The following is a 23,003-nucleotide window of genomic DNA, read 5'->3' as shown; positions in this document are numbered from 1 at the left end:
GAAGGGCAAGCTGAGAGAAAAAGGATTGCGGTGTTGATTTTGATCGACTTTGAACGACTCTTTCAAAGCTAGGATGCCCCCATGCAAGTGGCCCTACTAACGGAGCGTCTTCCCCTTTTTCCTCCCCCGATGCAATGGCCCGTGGTTGTAATTTCAGTTCGACTCATTTAGTATAGGTAGGATAGGAATTCAGGCGTCGTGGAACAAACGCCTCTAGGAATATGAGTGAAGCTAGCCGGTTTTATTGCACCCCACTGTCCATGCAGTCTTTGGTGTGGCGAATCGGGTCGCTTGTGAAAGGAAGTGGAAATGATGGCAAAATCGTTTGCGTCTTTTGGCTTTCGACCGGAGCTGATGCAAGGGATTCAAGACCTGTACTATAAAGAACCAACCGCTATTCAGGAAGAAGCGATTCCGCTGATTCTGGAGGGCAAGGATGTGATCGGACAAGCGCAGACGGGAACGGGGAAAACAGCGGCGTTCATGCTGCCCATTCTCAACGGCTTGGAGGAAGGGAAACGGGATATCCAAGCCTTGATCCTGACGCCGACCCGCGAGCTGTCCATCCAGATCGCAAAGGAAGTCGAAAAGCTGGGTAAGCATCTGAATATCAATGTTTTGTCGCTCCACGGTGGTACGGATATCGACAAACAGCTCAACAAACTCAAAGATACCGTTCATATCGTCGTAGGTACGCCAGGACGTGTATTGGATCATATGAAACGCGGATCGCTGCACTTCGGCCGCATCTCTACGCTCGTATTGGACGAAGCCGATAAAATGATGGAGATGGGCTTTTTGGAGGATGTCGAGCAAGTCATCGTCCATACTCCGAATCAACGTCAGGTACTGCTGTTCTCGGCGACGATGCCGGACACAGTGAAAAAGCTGGCGCATCGCTTTATGAAGCAGCCGCCGCACATCAAGATCGAAGGAAAACAAAAAACAGTAGAACGCATCGAGCAATATTACTACGTCGTGAACCAAAGCGACAAGACAGACGCGCTCGTCGACCTGCTGGAGCAGGAGCAGCCTTTCCTGACTATCGTTTTCGCCAACACGCAGGTACGCGTGCAGCAGCTGACGGCTCGCCTGCAGGAAAATGGTCTGTCGGCACAGGCACTGTACGGTGATTTGTCACAAAACAAACGGGAGCAGCTGATGAAGCAGTTCCGTGATATCCGCTTCCAATACTTGATCGCCACCGATATTGCGGCGCGCGGCTTGGACGTGGAAGGCGTTACGCACGTGATCAACTACGATCTGCCGAACGACGTAGAGAGCTATATTCACCGCGTCGGCCGTACAGGTCGGGCAGGGCAAAAAGGAAAAGCGATCTCGCTGATCTCTCCGCGTCAGAAAAACCTGATGGGACGCTTTGCCAAAACGACAAAAGCAACAATCGAGGAAAGAATTTTGCAAGCAGGACGCCATCTGGATGCTGGCCGTCGTGAACGTGCCGAAGAGCGGGAAGCCCACTTCGTTGAACTGCGCGAGCAGCAGCAGAAGGAACAGAAGAAGGAAAAAGATAAAGAGTTTGCTCCGATTCGCGAGGCGATCAAGAAGAAGACAAAGGTCAAGCCTGGCTACAAGAAAAAACTGGCGCGTGAGCTGGACGAACTCCAAACGAAGTACGAGCAGAATCGGAAACGTGCGGAAGCAATCGCCGCGCGAAAAGCAGGCAAGACCGCTAAACCAGCTAGTGCTGGAAAGCCAGCGAAGGGTGGAGCAAGCAGATCTGGAGACAAGAGCCAGGGAGGAAGGCCGTTCCGTCCATCCGCAGGAAAAGGCAAATCAAGAGGGTAAAAGAAAGATGACAAGCTGTCCGGATCTGGTAAGGGTCCGGGCAGTTTTTTTGTATGGCCATGCTGGATGCAGCCTTACTTTTTCAGGAGAAGGGGCTCCGATGGGGAGAAACACGAAAATAATGAAGGTAAAAGGAGCGATATCCAGAAAAATTCCTGTTATTTTCGTGAATGCTCCTAATAATTGAAAGTCTTGGTATAATCGAAAAAAAGGAGGCGGTACGGATGGATCACATAGATCAGGAAATTTTGCAGCTGCTTAAAAACAATGGCAGGATGACGAGCTCGGAGATCAGCAGGCAGGTGCATTTGTCCGTACCTGCCGTATCGGAGCGCATCCGCAAGCTAGAGGAGTCAGCCGTCATTGATCGCTTTACGGTAAAGCTCAATCGCGAGCAGCTCGGCCAGCAGCTCCTTGCCTTCATCATGGTGCAGTTGGAAAAGCCCGAGCATGTGGAGGAATTTCGCAAGGTCATTTTGCAGGCGGACAGTGTATTGGAATGCCACCATATGGCGGGTGCCTACGATTATATGCTCAAGGTAGCGCTTTCAGGCACGAAAGAGTTGGAGCGGCTTATTTCAGACACGATTAAGCAGGTGCCGGGTGTCGTCAAGACGAACACGATGATTGTGCTCTCTTCCATGAAGGAGGAGATGTGAGATGACGGCTGTGTGGAACGGCTTGCTTTTTGGCATGCTGCTGCAGCTGTCGGTGGGGCCGGTTTGTCTGGCTGTTTTGCAACGATCCATCTCCCTCGGCTTTCGGCAAGCGTGGTGGATGATTGTTGGGGTAGCGCTAGTAGATGCCGCATACATGGCAGGAGCGATTGGCGGGCTTGCGCTGCTTTTGCAAATAAACATGGTCAAGCAGTTGGTTGTTATCGGCGGTGCAGTCACCCTTATTTGGTTTGGGATGGGAAGTATGCGGGCAAAAGTCACGGATACTGGTGTCGTGCAGGCAGCTGCTTCGGGTACTGCTGACAATGCCCCGTTGTCCATGCCTGCGGCGGAGCGAAAAGAGAGGGAAATCGGCAAGGGGAGAAGCTTTCTCTACGGAGTTGGCTTGACGCTGACGAATCCGCTGACCATTCTTTTTTGGGCGGGCGTATTTGGCTCGCTGATGTCGTCTCAAACGACGTTGGCTGGTGGCCAGCTGTTTGGCTTCGCAGTGGGGTGTGTTCTCTCTACGCTGCTGTTTCTTACAGGGATCGCCAGGCTCGGTACCTATGCGGCAAAAATGCTGCGCCCTGTATGGCTGAAACGATTTAACCTCCTGGTAGGTCTATTCCTCATTGGCTTTGCTATTGTTCTTTTCTTTCAAAATCATTGATCCTTTTGAAATAGTGTTTTCCACCTAACGCAATGGGGTAGAATATAGGTAGATAGGACCCTTTGTGCAGACCGCAACAAAGTACGGGGTGTGAGGAGAGGCACGCGATGAAGGATTTTTGCATGAAATGTGGTAGCGAGATGAGCCCAGGGGAATACACCTGCAAGGTATGTGGGCAGAACGACATGGATGAATATCGGCTGATTCGAAATTACGTCAGGAGCTTCCCGAATTCGAATGCCATTCAGATTGCCAATGCAACCGGCATCTCGGTATCAAAAATCTTGCGCTATATCAGGGATGGCTCACTTACCGTCGTGGACAGTCATACCCGTCGAGGAAGATAAATCGAAAGAAAAACAAGCCCACCGCAAAAGCAAGCGTGCTTTTTAGGCAGTGGGCTTATTTGGCGTTTCTGCATTTTGGGATAATAGGAAGAGCTAGAGCCAACGCAATCCTTTGGGATAATGGTTTTTCAGCTGACCGTCCACATGTTTTCCCCATCCTAGTGAAAATCCGTTTACGGTAATCAGTGTCCAGCCGTTGCTGCCTTCCCGGCTGAGCGCTTCTCCCTTCAAATAGCGAAGCAGATCGGGATCTTCCGCGGTGAAATCAGCAACGCGTGCAGCCTCCTGCGCAGAGAGGGCAAGTGCCAGCGCATGGCTAGGTTCGAGTCGATTCTTTTTCACCGTTCCGAGGTGCAGTCCGACACGCAATACTTTGATGCCGTCCCAATCCAGCTCGGGTGCAGGTGAGTAGAAGAGCTGCTCACCAAACAGCAGGAAGGCGCGATCATCCCCCAGATGATGCGATAGGTGGGGAAGCGCGTCTGCTGCAAAGGAGCGCCAAGCAGCGATGGCTTCCTTGCGTCCTGCAGGAGCTGATTTGGCTCGTTTTTCTTTCCGCTTTTTGGGGACCTCTGCCGGCTGATCGGCATCAGCGCTTTTGTGCAGCTTGGCGAGGTAGTGCCCCTCGCCGCTGAGCAAATGCGGCCAAAGCCTTGCCGTTTGCGCCAGCTCATCGGAGACTGGCGTTGCCCACTCGGGGTGCCCAGAGGAAAAATGCTCGGGATGCGGGAGTGGTATGATCGAGAACTCCGGGTGGCGCTCGAGGAAGATCGCCATCGATTGCTCGTTTTCCAGAGGGGCGAACGTACAAGTCGAGTACACCAGTGTCCCCCCTGGCTTTAGCATGGCAGCAGCCGCATCGAGAATATCGATTTGCATCCGGTGGCATTCGAGCACTTTATTCGGAGACCATTCGTCGATCGCTTCCGGGAGCTTGCGAAACATGCCTTCTCCTGAGCAAGGCGCATCTACGAGAATCCGGTCGAAAAATTGAGGGAATCGTTCCATGAGCCGCTCTGGAGTTTCGTTGGTGACGACCGCGTTTGGCACGCCGCAGCGCTCCAGATTTTCCGAGAGGATACGTGCGCGCACCGGATGAATTTCGTTTGCGATTAGAAGACCTTCACCCAGTAGAGCAGCAGCGAGCTGCGTCGACTTTCCGCCGGGTGCTGCACACAAATCCAGGATGGTTTCGCCAGGCTGTGCCTCCAGACATTCTGCAGCTGACATGGCGCTTGGCTCCTGCAAATAGTACAAGCCGGCGGAATGATACGGATGCTTGCCCGGTCTCATCCCTTCTTGATAGCGAAAGCCGTTGGCACACCACGCAACCGGCTCCACAGGAAAAGGTGTGAGGGCGAGAAAGCGTTCGCGAGCGATTTTCAGAGGGTTCACGCGCAAACCGTGAAAGAGGGGTTGTTCGTATGAAGCGGCGAATGCATCGTACTCGTCCTGCATCAGGGTCCGCATCCGTTCTGTAAAAGCAGTAGGTAAAGATTGTGTCATAGAAGCCTCCGTTGTCAGAATTTGGCCGATGGGTAGAGGAAAAGATAGAATCATGGCGAATCTTAGAGAATGAGGTGAGAGCATATGAAAGGATCCCGTGCGGAACGCTACCGCTCCCGGCGGAGGAACGACTCGGAAGTCAGCCGGTTTTGGATCATGGGGTTGCTTTTCTCACTGCTGGTGCTTGCTTTTGAATTTTTGATCGAGATTCCCGCCGACGCAGATTGGCTGCAGGAGATGGAGATGGCGCTGTTTTCCGCCAGCTTTACCTTGCTTGCCTTTTATCTGTTAGGGCTTACGTTTGTATTTTCTCGCGGGCAAAGGGTTGGGAAGATCAATCACCAGGTCATTATCTACGTATGGCTGGGAGCGATTCTGTTTCACTTGTTCCTGCTCATCAGCAACTTGTCCAATCAGCATGTCTACAAAGCAGGGATCATCTTATTTTTAGGCCCATTGTTCTTGACTGTCTACCATTTTATCACGTACTTGTCCGCATTGCGCGAGGAGCGTGCGGAACAGGAAGCGGCTACGGGTGCTTCGATGGAGCGCGTCGCCTATCAGATGATTTTAGAAGGCAGCAGGGTGTACAGTGAAATCAATCGATTGAAGACGGAGTACCCCGAAATCGAACAAATGCTACGTGCCAACGACTTCCACAACAAGCTGGAACGCTATGCTCTGGAAATGCAGCAGTATTTGCAGGTCAAGCAATTCGAGCGCAAGGACGTGGAATTATTGGAGGGCCATTATTATTTTCTGGAAAACCTGCTGACATTGGCAAAGCAGCATCCAGGGATTATCGAATCCCGTCATTTTGCTCGTCGTGAAGACTAATGGTTTGATGGCAAAGGAGAGAGTAGAAACATGTTCTGGAAGAAGGAAAAAGGTCAGGCAGAAGCACAGACAGCAGTAGCGATTGCAACAGAGGAAACGCAAAGTCAAGACGTGTGGAGAAATGAGCTGCAAGCCCTTTATGAACAGATGGGAGAAGCTCTTTCGCAAAATGGGGAAGTAAATGCCCAGCATGGGAAACTCATACAACTGGTTGCCCAAATGAAAGGCGTCATCGAAACGATCAAGGCGATTAACGAAAGTGATGACGAATCAGCGGGTCAGCTGCATGTTCGAGGGGAACGACTGACCGCCATCAGCGAGCAATCCATGCAGCGTGCAGAAGCGGGGAAATCCGCGATGACGGAAGTAGTCGAAGTGATGAGTCTCTTGGAGGCAGAGTCTGTCAATACGGCGCGCTCCATGAGCCGGCTCGAGGACCGTTCGTCGGAGATCACCAGCATCGTCAAGGTGATCAGCGACATCGCCAACCAAACCAATTTGCTGGCACTGAATGCAGCGATTGAGGCTGCACGCGCTGGTGAGCAGGGTCGAGGCTTTGCCGTGGTAGCAGATGAAGTGCGCAAGCTGGCTGAAATGACAGCGAATTCGACTAAAACAATCGCCGAGTTGATCGGAAAAATTCAGGAAGAGACAAAAGAAGCGCTGATGAACAGCGAAAAGAACAGCTCAGCGATCAAAAACGGCCTGTCCATCAGCCGAGATGCCTCCGGCAAGATGGAGGGAATCGTACAGGCTTTCCACGAGGTAAGCGTAGAAGTTTCCGGTGTCATGCAAATCATCGAGCATCAAAAACAATTTGCGGATGAAGTAGCCAAGCAGGTGGGGGAAGCCGTTCAGCTGCTGGGTGATTTAAATCAAGACCTGACTTTGCACGTGAGCAGAGCGAAGGAAGTGGAACAGCTCCTGCAAGTGAGTGTAGAGGATGGAAAGCGCGTACTCTCCGAATAGCTTTCTAAAGTATGACTGCCTTACATATTTTTTATTTGACTATTCAATCGAGAAGTCTATAATCGAAAGTGGACTAACCAAAAAATTCCTGTAACTTGACAATTCGACAAAACATTCGCTATGAATGGGCAAACCCATTGAAAGGTGGGGACGCAAAGCCACGGGCCTACGGATCTTCTCTATGGCAGCCGGGTTGCCAACTAGCAGGTTTTTTCATGCTGTCTAACGGCTCCCTTCTGGCGATGGGGGCCGTTATTTTTTTGGACAAGGGAGAGGAGAAGGGATATGTCGATTCTACAAGCTTTGAACAAGCAATTCATCAATGGGGAGTGGAGGGACGGACTCGCTTCACGGAAGCTGCCGGATCTCAATCCGTACAACGGTGAAGTCATTACAGAATTCCAAATGGCCAGCTTGCAGGATATCGACGAGGCCTATCAAGCCGCTGCTCGTGCAAAAAAGGAATGGGATGAAGTGAATCCCTACGTCAAGTCGCGGATATTGGGGCGTGCGGTGGACTACATCGATGCTCACGAAGAAGAAATCATCGACATCATTATCAAAGAGCTCGGTGGGACACGCCTCAAAGCGTTTTTTGAAATCGGTCTGGTGAAGGACATCATCCGGGAAGCGGCGACATTCCCCGTGCGTATGGAAGGCAAAATTCTCCCATCTCCTGTCGACGGAAAAGAAAACAGGCTGTATCGCATTCCAGCAGGAGTAGTAGGGGTCATCAGCCCCTTCAACTTCCCGTTCTATCTGTCCATGAAATCCGTAGCTCCGGCTCTGGGGGCAGGGAACGGCGTTGTGCTGAAGCCGCATGAGCATACACCGATCATGGGTGGTACGCTCATCGGAAAAATCTTTGAAGAGGCTGGACTTCCCAAAGGCTTGGTCAACGTGATCGTAACGGACATCTCGGAAATCGGAGATGGATTTGTGGAGCATCCGATTCCGCGCATTCTCTCTTTCACAGGCTCCAGCCAGGTAGGCAGCCATATCGCGCAGGTCGCTGCCAAGCATTTTAAAAAGGCGATTCTGGAGCTGGGCGGAAACAGTGCGCTTATCGTACTGGAGGATGCGGATATCGAGTACGCTGTTAACGCAGCAGTGTTTAGCCGTTTTACCCACCAAGGCCAAATTTGCATGTCAGCGAACCGTGTGCTCGTCCATCAAGACGTATACGATCAGTTCCTCGATCAATACGTGAAGAAAGTGTCCTCGCTGAAAGTGGGAGACCCGTACGATCCGGACACCGTCATCGGTCCTTTGATCAATGATCGTCAGGTGAAGAGCCTGATGAGTACCATTGAGGAAGCGATCGGGGAGGGAGCGACTCCGATCTTGAAGGGCGAGGTAACCGGAAACGTCGTAGCTCCCATCATTTTGACGGATGTCACAACCGATATGGCCATCGCCTCCAAGGAGCTGTTTGGACCCGCGGTATGCATTTTCAAATTTGCATCCGAAGAGGAAGCGGTTCAGATGGCAAACGAAACGCCATTTGGACTCTCAGGAGCGATTCACACGCGCGATCTCGAGCGTGGAGCACAGATGGCGAAGCGAATCGAGACCGGGATGATCCATATCAACGACGGTACGATTAACGACGAGCCGATTGTCGCGTTTGGCGGAGAAAAGCATTCCGGTTTGGGACGTTTGAATGGGCAGTGGAGCCTGGAAGAGTTTTCGACGCTCAAGTGGATCTCCGTTCAGCATAAGCCTCGTCAATTTCCTTATTAATCATGTAGAGTTAGGTGGTCAGCGATGAAGACAGTGGGAGAATGGGAACAAACAGATCAGGAACAAACGTGGGAAGCGGCGGACAGCACTCAACCGACAGAACCGTCCGAATCCGCAGAAACGGCAGAATTGCTAGAGGCTTTTATGAAAGTGGCTCCGTATCTGAACGACTTGATTTCCGATGACGTTACGGTGGGCGTCTATGATACAGAGAAGCTGCTGATGAACATTCCGGGGAAGACATTTGCTCTGCAGGTGACACCTGGCGATCCTTTGCAAGAGGGAGATATCATTACGACTGCCATCCGTACGAATACGCATCAATCGATGATCGTACCCAAGGAGCTGTTCGGGTTTCCCCTGATCGCCCGTGCTGTTCCGCTTCATGACAAGCAAGGGCGTGTAGTCGGGGGCGTCGGCATCGGTTCCAGCATGGAGCGGGCAAATGTTCTGTACGAGATTACGGCCAATCTCTCCAGTGTCGTGGAACAGGTAAGTGCGACGACAAATAGCATGGCGTCCGAAATCAGCAAATTAAACGAGCAGATGCGCGGCATCTCCGTTCAAGCCAAAGACGTCAGCGACAGTACAGGGGAGATCGAGCAGATCGCGCTGGCTGTGAAAAAGATTGCGGACCAAAGCAACATTCTGGGGCTTAATGCGAGTATCGAAGCAGCGCGGGTAGGGGAGGCGGGGCGTGGTTTTGCCGTCGTGGCCAACGAAGTGCGCAACATGGCGAGCAACTCCCGCGAGAATGCAGAGAAAATCAAACATACGACCGATTCCATCCGAGAGCTGATCGTGCATCTGCAGACATCCATCGAGCTGATCAATCAGACGATGGAAAGTCAAGCATCGGCTACTCAGCAGATTTCCGCGACGATGATAGAGGTCAGCGACAATACGCAAAAGCTGGCTGACTTGGCCGAAGAAGCATTCCAATCCAAATAAAAAAGCTTGTTTCATGTAACGAAACGTCCTTCCCTTGTGTCATACAGGAGAGGGACGTTTTTTGGTACAGTAAGAATTTATAAGATTCTTAGCCAGTATAAGTGCAACTAAGGCTCCGCCACAAAGCTTGGTGCCAAGTTTTCTAATTGCATCCGACTTTTCGATTAATGGATGGATAGGGGGATATCATGATCAAGCGCGTAAGTATGCTTCTCGTAATAGCTACGCTCCTAACGTCATTCATGTTCGCTCCAGACGAGACCAGTGCCGACGATGGACCTCGCCCTTGGACAAAGCCGGTAGAAAAGGAAACGAGCGAAGCGATCAAAGGTGGAACACATAAAAAGCAGGAAATCAAATTTGGCGATGGCGGCCTGTACTGGATTCACCAGCTGACCGCTCAGCAAAATCAGCAGCCGTATGTCGTGAAGATCCCGGTTCGCGGTGATCAGGCGACGTTTCGTTACCGTGCGATCGCGGAGAACATGCAGCCTTACTGGGCTATCGCGCCATTGCGTGATCTTCATACACTCCCGCTCGCCTCAGGTTTCATCGAAACAGAGGGCAAGTCGATCTGGGTGGGAGCGCCGATCGTGTATGCGCCCATGGGCAACGGGACGATCAACGAAAAAAAGGATAGGGCACTTCCCATTACCGTACGGAAATCCGCAGGGGGCTATGTACTAGAGGCCAGCTTGCCGATACGAGCCGGTCACGTGAGCGAAATGTGGGCATTGGAATCTCCCGAGCCGCTGGTCGTATGGGGCCAAGAAAAGCTGGACAGCATCTGGCTCAACCTAGATGTGACAGATAATGCCAAATGGCTGTATGACGGATACTATTACAAGAGTCCTTCGACTTATGTGCCGTATACGGATACTTCCTACTGGCGTATACCTGAAAACTATGTGCTGCACTCCTTCATGTACACGGGCGGAAGCAAGGCAGCGCGAGAGATGGGATACGTGATGCTAAAAGCGAGTCTCAAACAGCAGGATCAGCTAGGCTACTGGAAGTCCCTTCCTCGCTCGGAGTGGCTGCGGGAGGATTACGGCATAACGGAAGGCTTCTACGATACTCGCTTTAATACGGGAGCGGCTAGTTTAATGCTCCAGGGATGCACCCAATATCAAGAAGCAGAATTTTGTGAATCTACACAAAGATACGCGCTCTTTTTCCAACAGCATGCGGTAGGGAATCATTATGTAATCGAAGGCGTTCGCCCAGGCTGGCTGGTAGCCGACTACGCGTTAGTAGGGAAACCGTCTGATACGCATGTTTCACTCAACCATCAGCTGGCGGAGATTAACTTCTTGTACAGAAGCTATTTGCAATTTGGCAATCCTACGGACAAAGATCTGGCCGATATCATGCTTGGCGGCGTGGTCAATCTCGGATCCAAATGGATTGTCCAAAATGGCGATCTCCATTACGCTTATTATCCGAACGGTTCCTTTGGTCGCGTCGACTACCCGTATCTGACGTACAACGACCTTTTGGAAACGCAGCAGCTTTACAGCCAGCTGCATGGCATGGAGGATGCGACGCTTGCGAAGCTGATCGAAAGCAAACTGGCTTGGATGAAGCAAAATAATGTGGCCTATGTCTCCACGAAGTGATAGAAAGGCAGCCTTATCGTCAGCGTTAGACGGGAAGGCTGCCTTTATTCATGGAAAAATGATTTAGTCGAGAGTTTTTTCGAGAGCAAACAGTGTCAGAAAACTGACGGCTTCACGCAGCTCAACGCTTAAGCGTCCCGCAATATCAGGCGTAATTCCTTCTTTATAGACAGGCTCTTCGTCTTTTCGGACAAAACCATTCTCAGAAGCCAGCTTTTTGGCCTCCCATGGCATCATCGTATTTTGAATGGTGGCTTCTTCATACAACCGGCGATAGCTATGGGCGCGAGGGCCAGCTGTTGGACCTAAGATCCCGAGCACGAGGGTGCCGCCAGGCTTTAAAACACGTCGCAGCTCGAGGAGTGCTTTCAAAGGGGAAGGGGTAAATTCCACGACGTTGATAGACAAGGCGCCAGCGAAGGTATTGTCTGCAAAAGGGAGCTGGCTGATATCACCTGTTTGAAAAGGGAGCGACAAGCCTGCTCTTTTTGCCCGGTCATTGGCGAGACGAATCATTTCCCCGGCAATGTCGATACCCTCGACTGCGTAACCAATCGATGCCAGCTTGCAGCTCGCATAGCCGTCTGCACAGCCTGCATCGAGGATAGGACCATCGCTGATCGATACGTATTTTTGCAAGAAAGGCAGGATCGTACGGCGACTGCCGTTTTCCCACATGTTGTCGCTGTTTGCATGCCAGTCTGCAGCAAATTGGTCCCACTTTTCGGCTGCAAGGGTGCTCCATTCGCTCATAAATTTATTTGCCCCTTTCTGCTTGCTACTTTATCTACTTTTGCCCATATTGTATCAAGCAAACGGGTGGCTGCGTATCTTTTTTGCAACCGAAGAAATCGGCGAAAACCAGCAAAGGCTGCCAGAAATCTCTGGCAGCCTCGCTTTGAATCATGCAGTTTCACAGGGTGATTCAATAGAAGAAGGGTAAGCTTTGGAATGAAATTAGCAGCCGTCGCAGCTACAAGCAACAATTGTTAATAATACGAAAAGAACCAATACCAATGCAAAATTGTCGTCGAAGAAACTCATTGATATCACCCCTAATTGAGATTGAGGAAAAACCCCAAGATCAAGGTATGCAAATCGAGGAACAATGTAAGGGCTTTAAACGGGGAGATGATAATTTGGGTGTGATTCGTTTTTGGCTTCCAGGTGTATCAAGAAAACGACTAATCGCGTACTTTAATCAATAAAAGCGGTTGAGCGTTTTCGCGTTATTTCGCGTTCTTGCATAAGCAAGCGCTTCCCATGTACGCTCGAGATAACGACTAAATAATCCCAATTATCAAATAACCATAACGAATGAATGAAAATAGTGGAGGGGTAGCGATGGCGAACACCGACTTTTTTCCTATTCAGGACTGGGACTATCTGGAGTTTTATGTAGGAAATGCAAAACAGACGATGCATTATTTCACGAAATCGTTTGGCTTTGAAACGGTGGCGTACGCAGGGCTGGAGACAGGCTCTAGGGAAAAGGTTTCGTATGTACTCAAGCAAAACCACATGACCTTTGTCATTTCAGGGGCGCTCACACCCGATCACCCTATCGCCGCATTTGTGAAAAAGCACGGCGATGGAGTCAAGGACGTGGCTCTTCGGGTAGAAGACTGTGAGCAGGCGTATCGTGAGGCGGTTTCCCGTGGAGCGATCGCGATCATGGAGCCTACCGAATATACGGACGAACATGGAACGGTGAAGAAAGCGATCATCGGGACGTATGGCGAAAATATTCATACCTTCATCGAGCGAAAAAATTACAAGGGCCCATTTTTGCCAGGCTACAAAGCGTTCCAAGCGCCAGTAAAAGGAGAAGGCTCAGGACTAATTGGCATCGACCACGTCGTCGGAAATGTAGAAGTCATGGACGAATGGGTTTCCTATTATCAGAAAGTCATGGGCTTCACGGCTGTACAAAATTTCAGTGAAGACGACATATCCACCGAGTATTCTGCGTTGATGTCCAAAGTGATGCAGAGCGGTACCGGACGGATTAAATTCCCGATCAACGAGCCAGCCGAAGGCCGTCGCAAATCGCAGATTCAAGAGTTCCTCGAATTTTACAAAGGACCTGGTGTCCAGCACATCGCAATCTTGACGAATGACATTATCAGCACGGTTAGCAAACTGCAGGCCAATGGCGTCGATTTCCTTTCCGTCCCTGATACGTACTACGAGGATCTGAAGGAGCGCGTGGGAGAAATCGACGAGGATCTGGAGTCGCTGCGAAAGCTGGGGGTTTTGGTGGATCGGGATGACGAAGGGTACCTGCTGCAGCTGTTCAGCAAGCCCATCGTTGACCGTCCGACGCTGTTTATCGAAATCATTCAGCGAAAAGGGGCACGCGGGTTTGGGAACGGCAACTTCAAAGCGCTGTTCGAAGCACTGGAGCGCGAGCAAGAGCTCCGGGGCAACCTGTAAGAAAAAAGTTACGGGACATTGGGGCATCCTCTGGTCAGAGCGAAAGGCAGGGGTGCCCTGTTTTCCGTTTTTCATGGTAAGCATCAGGGAAGGTCGGTTTGCAGACTCGCCGGGCAGTTTTCAGCCTTGTCAGACAATTGTCTTGACCGTACAGCCGTGCGCTATGGATAATGAGTATATCCTTTTTGGCAAGCGCACAGTTGGATAGGAGCTGATCATATGAACCTGGCCTTGATGATGCCATTAGCTGAGCGGACGGCCGTTCTCATCGTTGCTGCTTTGCTGTTTACTCGCGTCCGTGCTTTTCGAAGTATTTTGAATCAGCAGGCGACCTGGAAAGAAAAAGCCGTCATGGTGATGATCTTCTCCGCCATTTCCATACTCGGAACCTATAACGGCATTTGGTATCAGGATGCGATCGCCAATTCCCGCGTCATCGGTACGGTTGTGGCGGGCCTGCTGGCTGGTCCATGGGTAGGGCTTATGACTGGCCTGATTGCTGGCATACATCGTTACTCTCTCGGGGGCTTTACGGACTTGGCTTGTGCCATTTCTACAATTAGTGAAGGCTTGATCGCGGGCTTGATCTATCAATTCCGCCGCAATCGTCAGCAGGAAATCGGCTGGACAACGGCCTTGATCGTGGGGTTTCTTGCGGAGTGGATGCAGATGGGGATTATCCTGTTAGTGGCTCGTCCCTATGAGGCTGCCTTATCCTTGATCCAGATTATCAGCATTCCGATGTCAGTCGTCAACTCACTAGGGATTGCCATTCTCGTAATCATTATTGATCTGGTAAAAAAAGAAGAAGATCGCATCGGCGCTTTGCAGGCGCAGCGGACGATGCAGGTAGCAGACAAGACGCTTTCGTACTTGCGGGAAGGACTGACATTTGAGTCGGCGAGAAAGGTAGCCGAAGAGATTTTGCGTACGACTCGGGTAGCTGCGGTGGCGATTACAGATCGGGAGACGGTGCTCGCCCATGTCGGCGCTGGCTCTTCTCATCACGTGGTGGGAGAGGGCATTTCCACAAAGGCAACCCAAGAGGTGCTGGATACAAAGGAAGTCATGATTGCCCATAGCAAACAGGAAATCGGCTGTAAGGAAGCCAATTGTCCACTGCGGTACGCTATTCTCGTACCGTTGATGCGCCGAAGAGAGGTGGCTGGGGTCCTCAAGCTGTACCAGGACCGCTCCCGCAAGCTATCTGCGGTCGATTTGGAGCTTGTGCGAGGCTTGGGCAACCTGATTTCTACACAGCTGGAGCTGGCTGAGCTGGAAAAGCAGTCCCGCTTGCTCGCTGACGCCGAAATCAAAGCGCTGCATGCGCAGATCAATCCGCATTTTTTGTTCAATGCCTTAAATACGATCGTTTCCTTCATTCGCTTCCGCCCAGAGCAGGCGCGTGAGCTGTTGATCCATCTGGGAGAGTACTTTCGCAGAAACCTGCATGACTCCGGGGGATTTGTCAGCTTGGCAGAGGAATTCGAGCACATCGAAGCGTATTTAGCCATTGAACGAGCCAGGTTTGGGGAGAAGCTGCGCGTCGAGTATGACATCGAGGCGGGGGTAGAAGGCTTTATTGTCCCGGGACTCATCCTGCAGCCTTTGGTTGAAAACGCTGTCAAGCACGGCTTGTTGCCTAAGCGAGATGGGGGAACGGTCAAGATCAAAGCACGCCGGACCGACAGCCATACGCTGGAGCTGACAGTTGCAGACGACGGTGTAGGTATAGGGGCAGACCCTTTTGTCCAGCCGCACATGCAAAAGGATGGAAAACGTCGACTGTCCGGGATCGGGTTGTCCAATGTCAAAGGCAGGCTGCAGTCTATTTACGGACAGCCTTATGGAATCGTCATCGAGAGTGCACCCGGCGAAGGAACGGTTTGCGTGATTACTTTACCAGTAGGGGTGAATGCCAGTGCTAAAAGTGTTCATCGTGGATGATGAAGCACCCGCTCGCTTAGAGCTTCGATACCTGCTGGAGCAATTTCCTGAGGTTTCTGTCATCGGAGAAGCGAGCAGCGGGGAAGAAGCGATCGATTCTGTCCTGCAGATTGAGCCCGATGCTGTTTTTTTAGATATTCATCTGCAGGATCGGGATGGCGTGGACGTAGGACAGGAGCTCTTGGAATCGATGGTCAATCCGCCGGTCATCATCTTTGCCAGTGCCTATGAGATTCATGCCGTACGCGCGTTTGAAACGGATGCGATCGACTACATCGTGAAGCCCTTTAGCGAGCTTCGGCTGGAGAAGACGATGAATCGCGTGCGAAAGATGCTTCGAGCGAATGAGGCTCCTGTGGCGACTGCTCCCCAACTGGAGGAACAGCTGCAAACGATTTTACAAAATGTGCTGGCTGACCAGCAGCCCCGGCGCGTACCGGTAGAGAAGCAGGGGAAAATCATGCTGATCGATCCGAACGACATCGTGTACGCGACCTTGGAAGGACGCTATGCCAGTATTTATACGGGGAACGAGCAGTACGCGACGTCTTTTTCCTTGCAGGAGCTGGAAAGCCGATTGTCACCCAAGCAGTTTTTTCGCACGCATCGGGCGTATATCGTCAATCTTTCCAAGACGGCTGAGCTCGTGCCCTGGTTCAAAGGGTCCATCCATTTAATCATGCAGGACTGTCGACGCACGGAGATTCCGGTCAGCCGAAACGTGGTAAAAGAGCTGAAAAAGCGGCTCGGTTTTTAAAGCAGGCCACAAGGTTGGACGGGTTCCCTTGCTAGCCGTCAGCTCTTGATCAAGGAAAAAGGACTGCCACATGCTGCAGTCCTTTTTTCGTCTATCAATGCTTTTGATTTTTCGTCTGATTCCACTGTTTGATTTGCTCGATGATCTCGCGGATCTGGTTGCGTGCCTCGAAATGCTCGGGCTCGCTCGCCCAGTGCTGAATGAGGGGAGGCATCGCCTTGCTCATGTGCGTGTACAGGCACCATATCTTTACCATTTCCACACGCTCAGGTGTCGCTTCTCCTGTCAGCAGCTCCGTAAATTTATACAAAAGATCCTCGAGTTCAGGGACCAATGGTTCTTTTTTCTCTGACACTGCTATTCCCTCCCTTTCCAAAACGTTATGGATGACCACTTCATTCATTGTACGAAAAACAGCTCCCAAGGGAAAGGCGGAGTTGGAAACGCTTGGGCAAAAGGAGCCAGAGCATGATAAAGTGAATAAAAAAGAACGGTAACGACAAAGGAGAGCCTATGAGAGAAGAGGACATGTACGAGCCGATCAAGGCCTGGATGGGAGAGAGGGGTTTCACGTCGTACCCGGAGGTCGAATGCAAGCATCTCGGTGGGCGAGCGGATATCGTCGTGACGAGCGGGCAGCTGGTAGGCGTCGTGGAAATGAAGCAGTCTCTCAGCTTGGATTTGATCGAGCAGGCGCTGCGGTGGCGCGGCTTTGCCCATTATATTTGGATTGCCATTCCCTATCAGCCAAAGTCGTTTAAGAAATTTGTATCGATGGTTTTGCGAGATTACGGGATTGGGGTGCTCACGATCAGCAAGTTCGGGAGTGTCTGGCCCGCTCATATGCCAAAGCTTGCGCGCCGGACGCTGCCTGACCTCAAAGAGGCATTGACAGAGCATCATCGAACGGCAGAAGTAAAGGGAGGGCAAAGCGGAGGCGGGTACATCACTCCCTATCGGATAACGATGAAGCAGGTTCGGCATTACTTGACCAAAGAAAACCAGTGGAGAACACTCAAAGACATACTCGATCATTGTGAGACTCACTACGCCAGTCCGCGGGCATCCTTGGCAAAAGCGCTTTGGCAATTCGAGGCGGCATGGTGCGAGCGGAAAAAAGAGGGCGGCAAGCTCTATTTTCGAGCCCGCCTCCTGGAAGGCTCTGAAATGGCGAAGAAGAAAGCTTTGCGAATGCTGCCCGAAAAGCAGGTAAATGTTCTGCTGGCGTTATCGGCAAAGGAATGGAGAACACCAACTGTGATAGCAGGGATGCTGCCAGGAGGGAATGTGGAGAAGGCACGCCGCTTTGACTCCCTGTACGTCAATTCGCCTCTCAAAGCGTTGATCAAAAAGGGGTGGGTCGAAAAGAATCCGGTTGGACGCGGGCAATATCGTTTGACGGAAGCAGGACAGGCGTTGATGAAGGACGGAGCAGGAGGAGAATCATGAGGCGAGAGCCGTTCTGATCGACCTTTTCTATGATGAATATGTAAAAGCTATCATGTGAACTTTACATTTCTTTCATCCACGTTCTGTGCGATTGACTCTTGTTTTTCCACAGCAGTTCGAACGGATCATAGCATGCCTCAGATCAAAAACAGAAAATTGGACGTCCTATAGCTCGGCAATGGCCGGGTTTTTTTCATTTTCGGGACAGAAGGGCTGCAAGAAATGAACGAATCTCTTGAAAATACGCTAGTGACCCATAACCATTTTGGCGATGCTTGTATACCTTGTAAAAGTGGGATCATCCACGAGGATAGGACTTAGAGAAGGAGAGTGACAAGCATGTGGCTCAGCGTCAATGAGAAAGAGCTGAAAGCATTTTTTGAGGGCTTAAAAAAGCTCGTGTGGAACAATGAAGGACCGAAACCAGCGGAGGAACATCGACGGTCTTGTCCGGTGGAACCGGAAATTCGTCAGGTTTTGCTCCGTTACTTGAATCAGGACGTTGAAATCGGAACGGAAGCAGGCAGCATCGCAGGCGTTCTTCAAGCGGTTGGTGCCGATTACGTTCAGCTTTTGGAGGCTGGCGGCTCGGTTGTCATCCTATCGTTTACGCAGATCAATTTTGTGCAATCGGTGTAAAGGAGGAATTCAAATGGATTTTCAAGATAAATTGCAATCGCTCTTGGGCGAAACGGTAGAAGTTATTACAGGCATACAAGTGACCACTGGGGTATTGATTCGAGTGACTGACAGCACCGCGACCGTATTGACTTCCGGTGCATCCGGGTACGGAAACGCACAGAACGTGGTCTTTCAACTGGATCGTATCACGTATGTGAGGCTGGTTTAAGTAATGGGGACGCGCAGGCTGACAGGCGAAGAGAAAACACTGTCTGTCATCCTTACCGCTATTTATTCGATCCAGCATGTGCAGCGACAGATGGAGGCCAGTCTGAAACTGGCCCCTCTGGAAATCATTCTGGTCTCGGCTGCGCATTTGCTTGGCGAGCTTCCCGACTCTATTGCGGTATGTTGTAGCGTGCACGGAGTCGATCAGTTAGAGAGTCCTTTTTCGGCAAGAGCCATCGGAGCTGCCCAGGCGAGGGGGGACATCCTGCTGTTTCTTGGTGAAGACCGATTTTACCCCGTATCCAGCTTGCAGCGATTTCTCTTTCCTCTTCGCTATCAGCAAGTCGACTTGATGCTTTCCGAGGAAGTCGTCAGAGAGCGTGGCAGGCAACGGGCAGAGCCCGTCCGAGGTATCAGTCAGCTGCTCAATGAAGCGTACGGTCATCCGGAATGGCGGGAAGCGTGCCTGGTAAATACGCCGCATGCCTTTGCCAAAAAAGTCTTGAGCAAGATTCCTGCAGAAGAGCTTGCCCATCCAGCACAAGCCTTTCGCAAGCTGCTTCCGAGCGGGATTCTCATACGAACAATGCCTTTGGAATCTTTACAGGAGTGGGTGCCCTTCCAGCCAGAGCTGCTGGGGGCATGCCTGTCAGAGCTATCCGTCTGGGAGCAGGCTGTCATCGAGGAACAGGTAGCTGCGTTTTCCTGTCTGCCCTTCCGAGGGGGGCTCGAGGATGGTCAAAGAAAAAGAGAAGTAGCTGAGCAGTACGCACAGCAGAGGGGCCAGACACCGCATCACCAAGTAAGGCAATGGGGAAAATGGCCCTTGCGATCGACGAAGCGCTACGGGGAAGACCGGCTTTCCGTCATTATCCCCGCGTGCAACGAAGAGCGGACGATCGGGAATGTCCTGCGGGAAGTGCTGCAGCTTGCTCCGGCTGAAATCATTGTGGTCGTAAATGGATCCAGTGATCAGACGGCAAGAATCGCGCGGGAGCATGGTGTCACGACCGTAGAAATAGCAGAGCCTTTGGGAGTAGATACGGGTCGAGCAGTGGGAGCCAGTCTCGCCCGAGGAGACATTTTGTTGTTCGTGGATGCAGATTTCGTCATCCCGGCCATGGATCTGTATCCGTTTGTACGTGCTTGCCAGCATCGTGTCGAGGTAGCCCTCAATGATCAACGGCGGTTCCTTTCAGGTGTCTCTTCGCGGGATGGAGTGCTGGCAGCCAGGCAAGCGTTGAATGCAGCGATCAATCGCAAAGGGCTGGGGCCAGGCTCCATGCTGGTCGTACCGTTTGCCTTGCGCCGCGAGTCTTTTGCTCCGATCGGTTGGCAGTTGTTGGTCTGTCCACCTAAAGCGCAGGCAGCGGCAGCCTTAGCCGGTTTGGACATAAGGCTGGTGCACGAAGTAGACAGCTTTGCCCGCAATCGGATTCGCCCGGACAAAAACCTCGCCACTTCCCGGAGGTCTTTGGCATTTCAACAGATTTTGGGTGATCATATCGAGGCTTTTCAACTATTAGCAGAAAGTGGTGCGAAAATATGGAAACAGAGCGTGAAAGCGGGCTGGTGAGCGTAGTCATCACGAATTATAACCGTGGCGACTACGTGCTAGAGTGCCTGAACAGCATTCTTTCGCAGACCTATCAAAAGTGGGAAATGATCTTTATCGACGATGCTTCCACAGATGATTCTGTCGCCATCGTTTACGAGTGGCTGCAGCGGAATGAAGCGTCACTCCGGGATCATCAGGTCGTGATTCAACAACTGCCGCGCAACATCGGTTTTGCAGGTGCAATCAACATGGGGTTCTATTTTGCAAAAGGAGAATACATCGCGGTTCAGGATTCGGATGATTACTCCCACCCTTTGCGCTTGGAGCGGCAGGTTACGTTTTTGCAGGAGCATCCGGAAGTGGAGCTGGTAGGGACCAATTATTATGCGTTCCCGTCAGAGACCCCGAACAAAAGGGAGCTGTCCACCTGGATCAAGTATGGAGACGATATTCGAAAGGTGTACGGAGCGGGAGGGCATTGCGTTTGCCATGGAACGATTCTGTTTCGCGGGCGATTGTTTGATCAAATCGGCGGACCTACGCGACGGATCAATGGTGCAGAGGATTACGAATTTATCGCCAAAAGCTTGAATGCCCGAGCGAATATCGAGAATCTTCCGGAGGCGCTCTATTACTATCGGCTTCATGCCCATCAACGTTCGACCAAGTACTATCGGAGAAAGGAGAGCAAAGGATGAGCAGCCGTGTATTGATGGTTCTGGACAGTATGGGAACAGGTGGAACGGAAACGTACGCCCAAAGTCTCGGCAAACCATTTGTAGAAAAGGGAGTACGCTTGCATTATGCGGGAGCAGACGGTCCGTTCCATCAGGAGTTTATCCGTGCGGGTTACCAAGTTCATCTGGTGGCGTCGGACCTACAGCCGCTGACGGAGAGGAAAAAAGTGCTGAAGCAAGCCTACCAGAAGGTCATGGAGCAGGAGCAAATCTCTATCGTACACGTGCATCAGACGCCCTCGGGAATCCTCGCCGCAAATGCAGCCAATGAACTGGGAATTCCCGTCGTCTTCACGATGCACGGGACGTATTATCCGCACGAGGAAGCCATCGAGCTTGCTCAACTATGTGACGCCATAATCAGTGTAAGCAAACCGGTCCAACGCTATTGGCTTGCCAAAGGAATTACATCGACGGTCATTTCCAACGGTGTCGATCTGGAAAGGTTTCACCCAGAGGCAAGTGATCGTGCTCGCGGAACCTTTTTGCCAAATGTCCCGGAAGATGCGACCGTCGTGACCTATGTGAGCAGATTGGCCTGGCAAAAAGCTTCGGTGTGCAACATGGTACTGCGTTCGACCAAAACGTGGCCAGCCGAATGGAACAAGGTTCACATCGTGGTTGTAGGGACAGGAGCACAAGTCCATCACGTGAAAGAGCTGGCGAGAAATTTGAATAAACTGCGTGGCGAGGTCTACATCCATCTCGTAGGGGAACAAACGGACGTTTTGCCTTATTACGAGAGCAGCGATCTGGTGATTGGCACGGGACGAGTGGCGCTGGAGGCGATGGCCTGCGGCAAGCCAGTGCTCGCCATAGGCAATCACGGCTATGTGGGACTCGTTACACCCAAGTTATATGAGCTGGCGTGGGACTATTATTTCGGCGATCATGATTCGATAGAAAAGCCTTCCCCGCATCTTATTTCCAAAGCTTTGCAAGAAGCGCTGGGGAATCGAGAAAAGCTGAAGCAGATCGGAATGATGGGGAGAGCGTGGGTATCATCCGTGTTTCCTATCCAACAAAAAGGAGAAGAAATGTTAGCGCTGTATGAACGGGTCAGAAAAGGCGAGAGAGGGTGAGCGGTTCGATGAGAAAAGTGTTGTACGTTGGCTGGATTGGTTTTAACAACCTAGGAGACGAGCTCATGTGGAAAGCGTTTGAGCAGCTGGCACATGAGCTGCTCGATCCACAAAAGGTGCAGATCATCCCTTCTTTGCCCGGTGTTGATCTCCAGGATCTGAGTCCGTATGATACCGTCGTCATCGGTGGCGGATCGCTGCTTGTGCCCGGGTATGTCGATGTGGCGTACCGGGCTGTGCAGCAAAAGAAACAGCTGCTGATCTGGGGCAGTGGCTATGATACGCAAGAGCCTGTTCGCTTGGATGCTGCAGGGAGATTGGACCATGCGCAGATGGGGGAAAGTGATCGCATGCGTGAGATGCTGCGGGAAATCGGGCAGCACGCTTCTTTCTTTGGCGTACGAGGACCGCTGACCTACCAATATTTGCAGGCATCTGGTGTAGGGGGTCACCTCCATATTAGTGGTGACCCGGGAATGCTGCTCATGCCGCCAAGTACACCAAGCCCCGAGCAGGTAGACTCAAAGCAGAATCGACCAGTCATCGGCATCAACTGGGGAACCTCCTACAATCGGATCTACGGAAAACACGAAGCTGAGGTAGAGGATGCCCTGGCGTACGCAGGCCGCAAATTAATCGAGGAAGGGTACGATTTGTATCTGTACACCATGTGGGGGCCAGATGGGAACGCGAACAAGCGGCTCTACCAAAAGATCGCGTGTCCTGAACGGACGACGCTTGATCTGGTCGTTCACGATCATACAGAGATGATGCGACGTATCCAAGCATGGGAGGCGACCATCAACTTCAAGCTGCACGCCAATGTGCTGAGCGCAGCCTGCGGGATTCCCTTTGTATGCTTGGCGTATCGTTTCAAATGCGTGGACTTTATCCATTCCTTGGACGTGGCGGAACTTGCCGTCACTACAGATGAACAAGATCTGGCGCAACGAATCCTGTCTCGCGCCAAATACGCGATTTCATACAAGGACACGATTCGCAGCAGTATTGCCAGCAAGCAGCAGCAAATGATCGACAATCTGCGCGCTCCATTTGTAAATGATTGGCTCTGAAATTGGTA

Annotated in this window: 23 protein-coding genes and 1 riboswitch; of the genes, 19 read left to right on the top strand and 4 right to left on the bottom strand. The window is 51.5% G+C overall.

The window, feature by feature from the left end; translation table 11 throughout:
• Positions 1–312: 312 nt before the first annotated feature.
• From ACLIN2_RS22285 to ACLIN2_RS22270, 4 genes are all read left to right on the top strand, one after another.
• Entirely contained in the window at positions 313–1,806 is a 1,494-nt protein-coding gene (locus ACLIN2_RS22285; protein WP_400585663.1) for a DEAD/DEAH box helicase, read from the top strand.
• 224 nt (positions 1,807–2,030) lie between these two features.
• The gene (locus tag ACLIN2_RS22280; protein WP_092268475.1) at positions 2,031–2,465 is read left to right on the top strand and encodes an Lrp/AsnC family transcriptional regulator; all 435 of its coding nucleotides are present in this window, start codon (positions 2,031–2,033) and stop codon (positions 2,463–2,465) included.
• Position 2,466: 1 nt separating this feature from the next.
• A complete protein-coding gene (locus ACLIN2_RS22275) occupies positions 2,467–3,135 on the top strand; it encodes a LysE family transporter (protein WP_411502158.1) in 669 nt (222 codons plus the stop codon).
• Between the two features lie 107 nt (positions 3,136–3,242).
• Complete coding sequence (locus tag ACLIN2_RS22270; protein WP_092268477.1) at positions 3,243–3,482, top strand: hypothetical protein; 240 nt, start codon at positions 3,243–3,245, stop codon at positions 3,480–3,482.
• A 93-nt stretch (positions 3,483–3,575) separates the two neighbouring features.
• Here ACLIN2_RS22270 and ACLIN2_RS22265 read toward each other — a convergent pair whose 3' ends face one another.
• Complete coding sequence (locus tag ACLIN2_RS22265; RefSeq protein WP_411502157.1) at positions 3,576–4,988, bottom strand: RsmF rRNA methyltransferase first C-terminal domain-containing protein; 1,413 nt, start codon at positions 4,986–4,988, stop codon at positions 3,576–3,578.
• An 84-nt stretch (positions 4,989–5,072) separates the two neighbouring features.
• Between ACLIN2_RS22265 and ACLIN2_RS22260 the strand changes: the two genes are divergently transcribed.
• From ACLIN2_RS22260 to ACLIN2_RS22240, 5 genes are all read left to right on the top strand, one after another.
• The gene (locus ACLIN2_RS22260; RefSeq protein ID WP_092268479.1) at positions 5,073–5,825 is read left to right on the top strand and encodes a hypothetical protein; all 753 of its coding nucleotides are present in this window, start codon (positions 5,073–5,075) and stop codon (positions 5,823–5,825) included.
• A gap of 30 nt (positions 5,826–5,855) precedes the next feature.
• Positions 5,856–6,794, top strand: a complete 939-nt coding sequence (locus ACLIN2_RS22255) for a methyl-accepting chemotaxis protein (RefSeq protein WP_411502156.1) — start codon at positions 5,856–5,858, stop codon at positions 6,792–6,794.
• A gap of 117 nt (positions 6,795–6,911) precedes the next feature.
• Positions 6,912–6,995: riboswitch (cyclic di-GMP riboswitch) on the top strand.
• Positions 6,996–7,079: 84 nt separating this feature from the next.
• The gene (locus ACLIN2_RS22250; protein WP_400585427.1) at positions 7,080–8,537 is read left to right on the top strand and encodes an aldehyde dehydrogenase family protein; all 1,458 of its coding nucleotides are present in this window, start codon (positions 7,080–7,082) and stop codon (positions 8,535–8,537) included.
• Positions 8,538–8,681: 144 nt separating this feature from the next.
• Complete coding sequence (locus tag ACLIN2_RS22245; RefSeq protein WP_246070925.1) at positions 8,682–9,488, top strand: methyl-accepting chemotaxis protein; 807 nt, start codon at positions 8,682–8,684, stop codon at positions 9,486–9,488.
• Positions 9,489–9,676: 188 nt separating this feature from the next.
• On the top strand, positions 9,677–11,107 hold the full coding sequence (locus ACLIN2_RS22240) for a hypothetical protein (RefSeq protein WP_411502155.1): 1,431 nt from the start codon (positions 9,677–9,679) through the stop codon (positions 11,105–11,107).
• Between the two features lie 63 nt (positions 11,108–11,170).
• On the opposite strand, the gene ACLIN2_RS22235 is transcribed toward ACLIN2_RS22240, so the two are convergent.
• Both ACLIN2_RS22235 and yjcZ read right to left on the bottom strand, forming a co-directional pair.
• Entirely contained in the window at positions 11,171–11,860 is a 690-nt protein-coding gene (locus ACLIN2_RS22235; protein ID WP_122960585.1) for a class I SAM-dependent methyltransferase, read from the bottom strand.
• Positions 11,861–12,064: 204 nt separating this feature from the next.
• On the bottom strand, positions 12,065–12,151 hold the full coding sequence (gene yjcZ, locus ACLIN2_RS22230) for a sporulation protein YjcZ (protein WP_092268485.1): 87 nt from the start codon (positions 12,149–12,151) through the stop codon (positions 12,065–12,067).
• Positions 12,152–12,451: 300 nt separating this feature from the next.
• Between yjcZ and hppD the strand changes: the two genes are divergently transcribed.
• From hppD to ACLIN2_RS22215, 3 genes are all read left to right on the top strand, one after another.
• Positions 12,452–13,543: a 4-hydroxyphenylpyruvate dioxygenase gene (hppD, locus tag ACLIN2_RS22225; protein ID WP_411502154.1), complete on the top strand. Its 1,092-nt coding sequence runs from the start codon at positions 12,452–12,454 to the stop codon at positions 13,541–13,543.
• Positions 13,544–13,762: 219 nt separating this feature from the next.
• Positions 13,763–15,490, top strand: coding sequence for an ECF transporter S component (locus ACLIN2_RS22220; protein WP_411502153.1), 1,728 nt, complete (start codon positions 13,763–13,765; stop codon positions 15,488–15,490).
• The gene (locus ACLIN2_RS22215; RefSeq protein ID WP_258957701.1) at positions 15,459–16,247 is read left to right on the top strand and encodes a LytR/AlgR family response regulator transcription factor; all 789 of its coding nucleotides are present in this window, start codon (positions 15,459–15,461) and stop codon (positions 16,245–16,247) included. The genes ACLIN2_RS22220 and ACLIN2_RS22215 overlap by 32 nt, the downstream gene beginning before the upstream one ends.
• Before the next feature lie 94 nt (positions 16,248–16,341).
• On the opposite strand, the gene ACLIN2_RS22210 is transcribed toward ACLIN2_RS22215, so the two are convergent.
• Positions 16,342–16,602 (bottom strand): DUF2573 family protein, encoded by a 261-nt coding sequence (locus ACLIN2_RS22210; RefSeq protein WP_310228472.1) that lies wholly within the window; start codon positions 16,600–16,602, stop codon positions 16,342–16,344.
• Between the two features lie 158 nt (positions 16,603–16,760).
• Between ACLIN2_RS22210 and ACLIN2_RS22205 the strand changes: the two genes are divergently transcribed.
• The 7 genes from ACLIN2_RS22205 to ACLIN2_RS22175 all read left to right on the top strand — a co-directional run bounded on the left by ACLIN2_RS22205 (position 16,761) and on the right by ACLIN2_RS22175 (position 22,995).
• Positions 16,761–17,696 carry a hypothetical protein gene (locus ACLIN2_RS22205; protein WP_411502152.1) on the top strand — a complete coding sequence of 312 codons (936 nt, stop codon included), beginning with the start codon at positions 16,761–16,763 and terminating at the stop codon, positions 17,694–17,696.
• A 339-nt stretch (positions 17,697–18,035) separates the two neighbouring features.
• Positions 18,036–18,335 (top strand): DUF2642 domain-containing protein, encoded by a 300-nt coding sequence (locus tag ACLIN2_RS22200; protein ID WP_122960590.1) that lies wholly within the window; start codon positions 18,036–18,038, stop codon positions 18,333–18,335.
• A 13-nt stretch (positions 18,336–18,348) separates the two neighbouring features.
• Positions 18,349–18,546 carry a hypothetical protein gene (locus tag ACLIN2_RS22195; protein ID WP_092268492.1) on the top strand — a complete coding sequence of 66 codons (198 nt, stop codon included), beginning with the start codon at positions 18,349–18,351 and terminating at the stop codon, positions 18,544–18,546.
• 3 nt (positions 18,547–18,549) lie between these two features.
• Positions 18,550–20,121 carry a glycosyltransferase family 2 protein gene (locus tag ACLIN2_RS22190; RefSeq protein WP_411502151.1) on the top strand — a complete coding sequence of 524 codons (1,572 nt, stop codon included), beginning with the start codon at positions 18,550–18,552 and terminating at the stop codon, positions 20,119–20,121.
• Positions 20,091–20,801, top strand: a complete 711-nt coding sequence (locus tag ACLIN2_RS22185; RefSeq protein WP_411502150.1) for a glycosyltransferase family 2 protein — start codon at positions 20,091–20,093, stop codon at positions 20,799–20,801. Before ACLIN2_RS22190 ends, ACLIN2_RS22185 begins: the two co-directional genes overlap by 31 nt.
• Positions 20,798–21,922, top strand: a complete 1,125-nt coding sequence (locus ACLIN2_RS22180; protein WP_411502149.1) for a glycosyltransferase — start codon at positions 20,798–20,800, stop codon at positions 21,920–21,922. The genes ACLIN2_RS22185 and ACLIN2_RS22180 overlap by 4 nt, the downstream gene beginning before the upstream one ends.
• 8 nt (positions 21,923–21,930) lie before the next feature.
• On the top strand, positions 21,931–22,995 hold the full coding sequence (locus tag ACLIN2_RS22175; RefSeq protein WP_411502148.1) for a polysaccharide pyruvyl transferase family protein: 1,065 nt from the start codon (positions 21,931–21,933) through the stop codon (positions 22,993–22,995).
• The last annotated feature ends 8 nt before the right edge of the window (positions 22,996–23,003 follow it).

Origin of the sequence: Brevibacillus centrosporus (assembly GCF_046622605.1) — a bacterium.
Classification (GTDB): domain Bacteria; phylum Bacillota; class Bacilli; order Brevibacillales; family Brevibacillaceae; genus Brevibacillus; species Brevibacillus centrosporus.
Note: the sequence above shows the minus strand (reverse complement) of the source record. Positions and strands in the feature narration are given on the sequence as shown.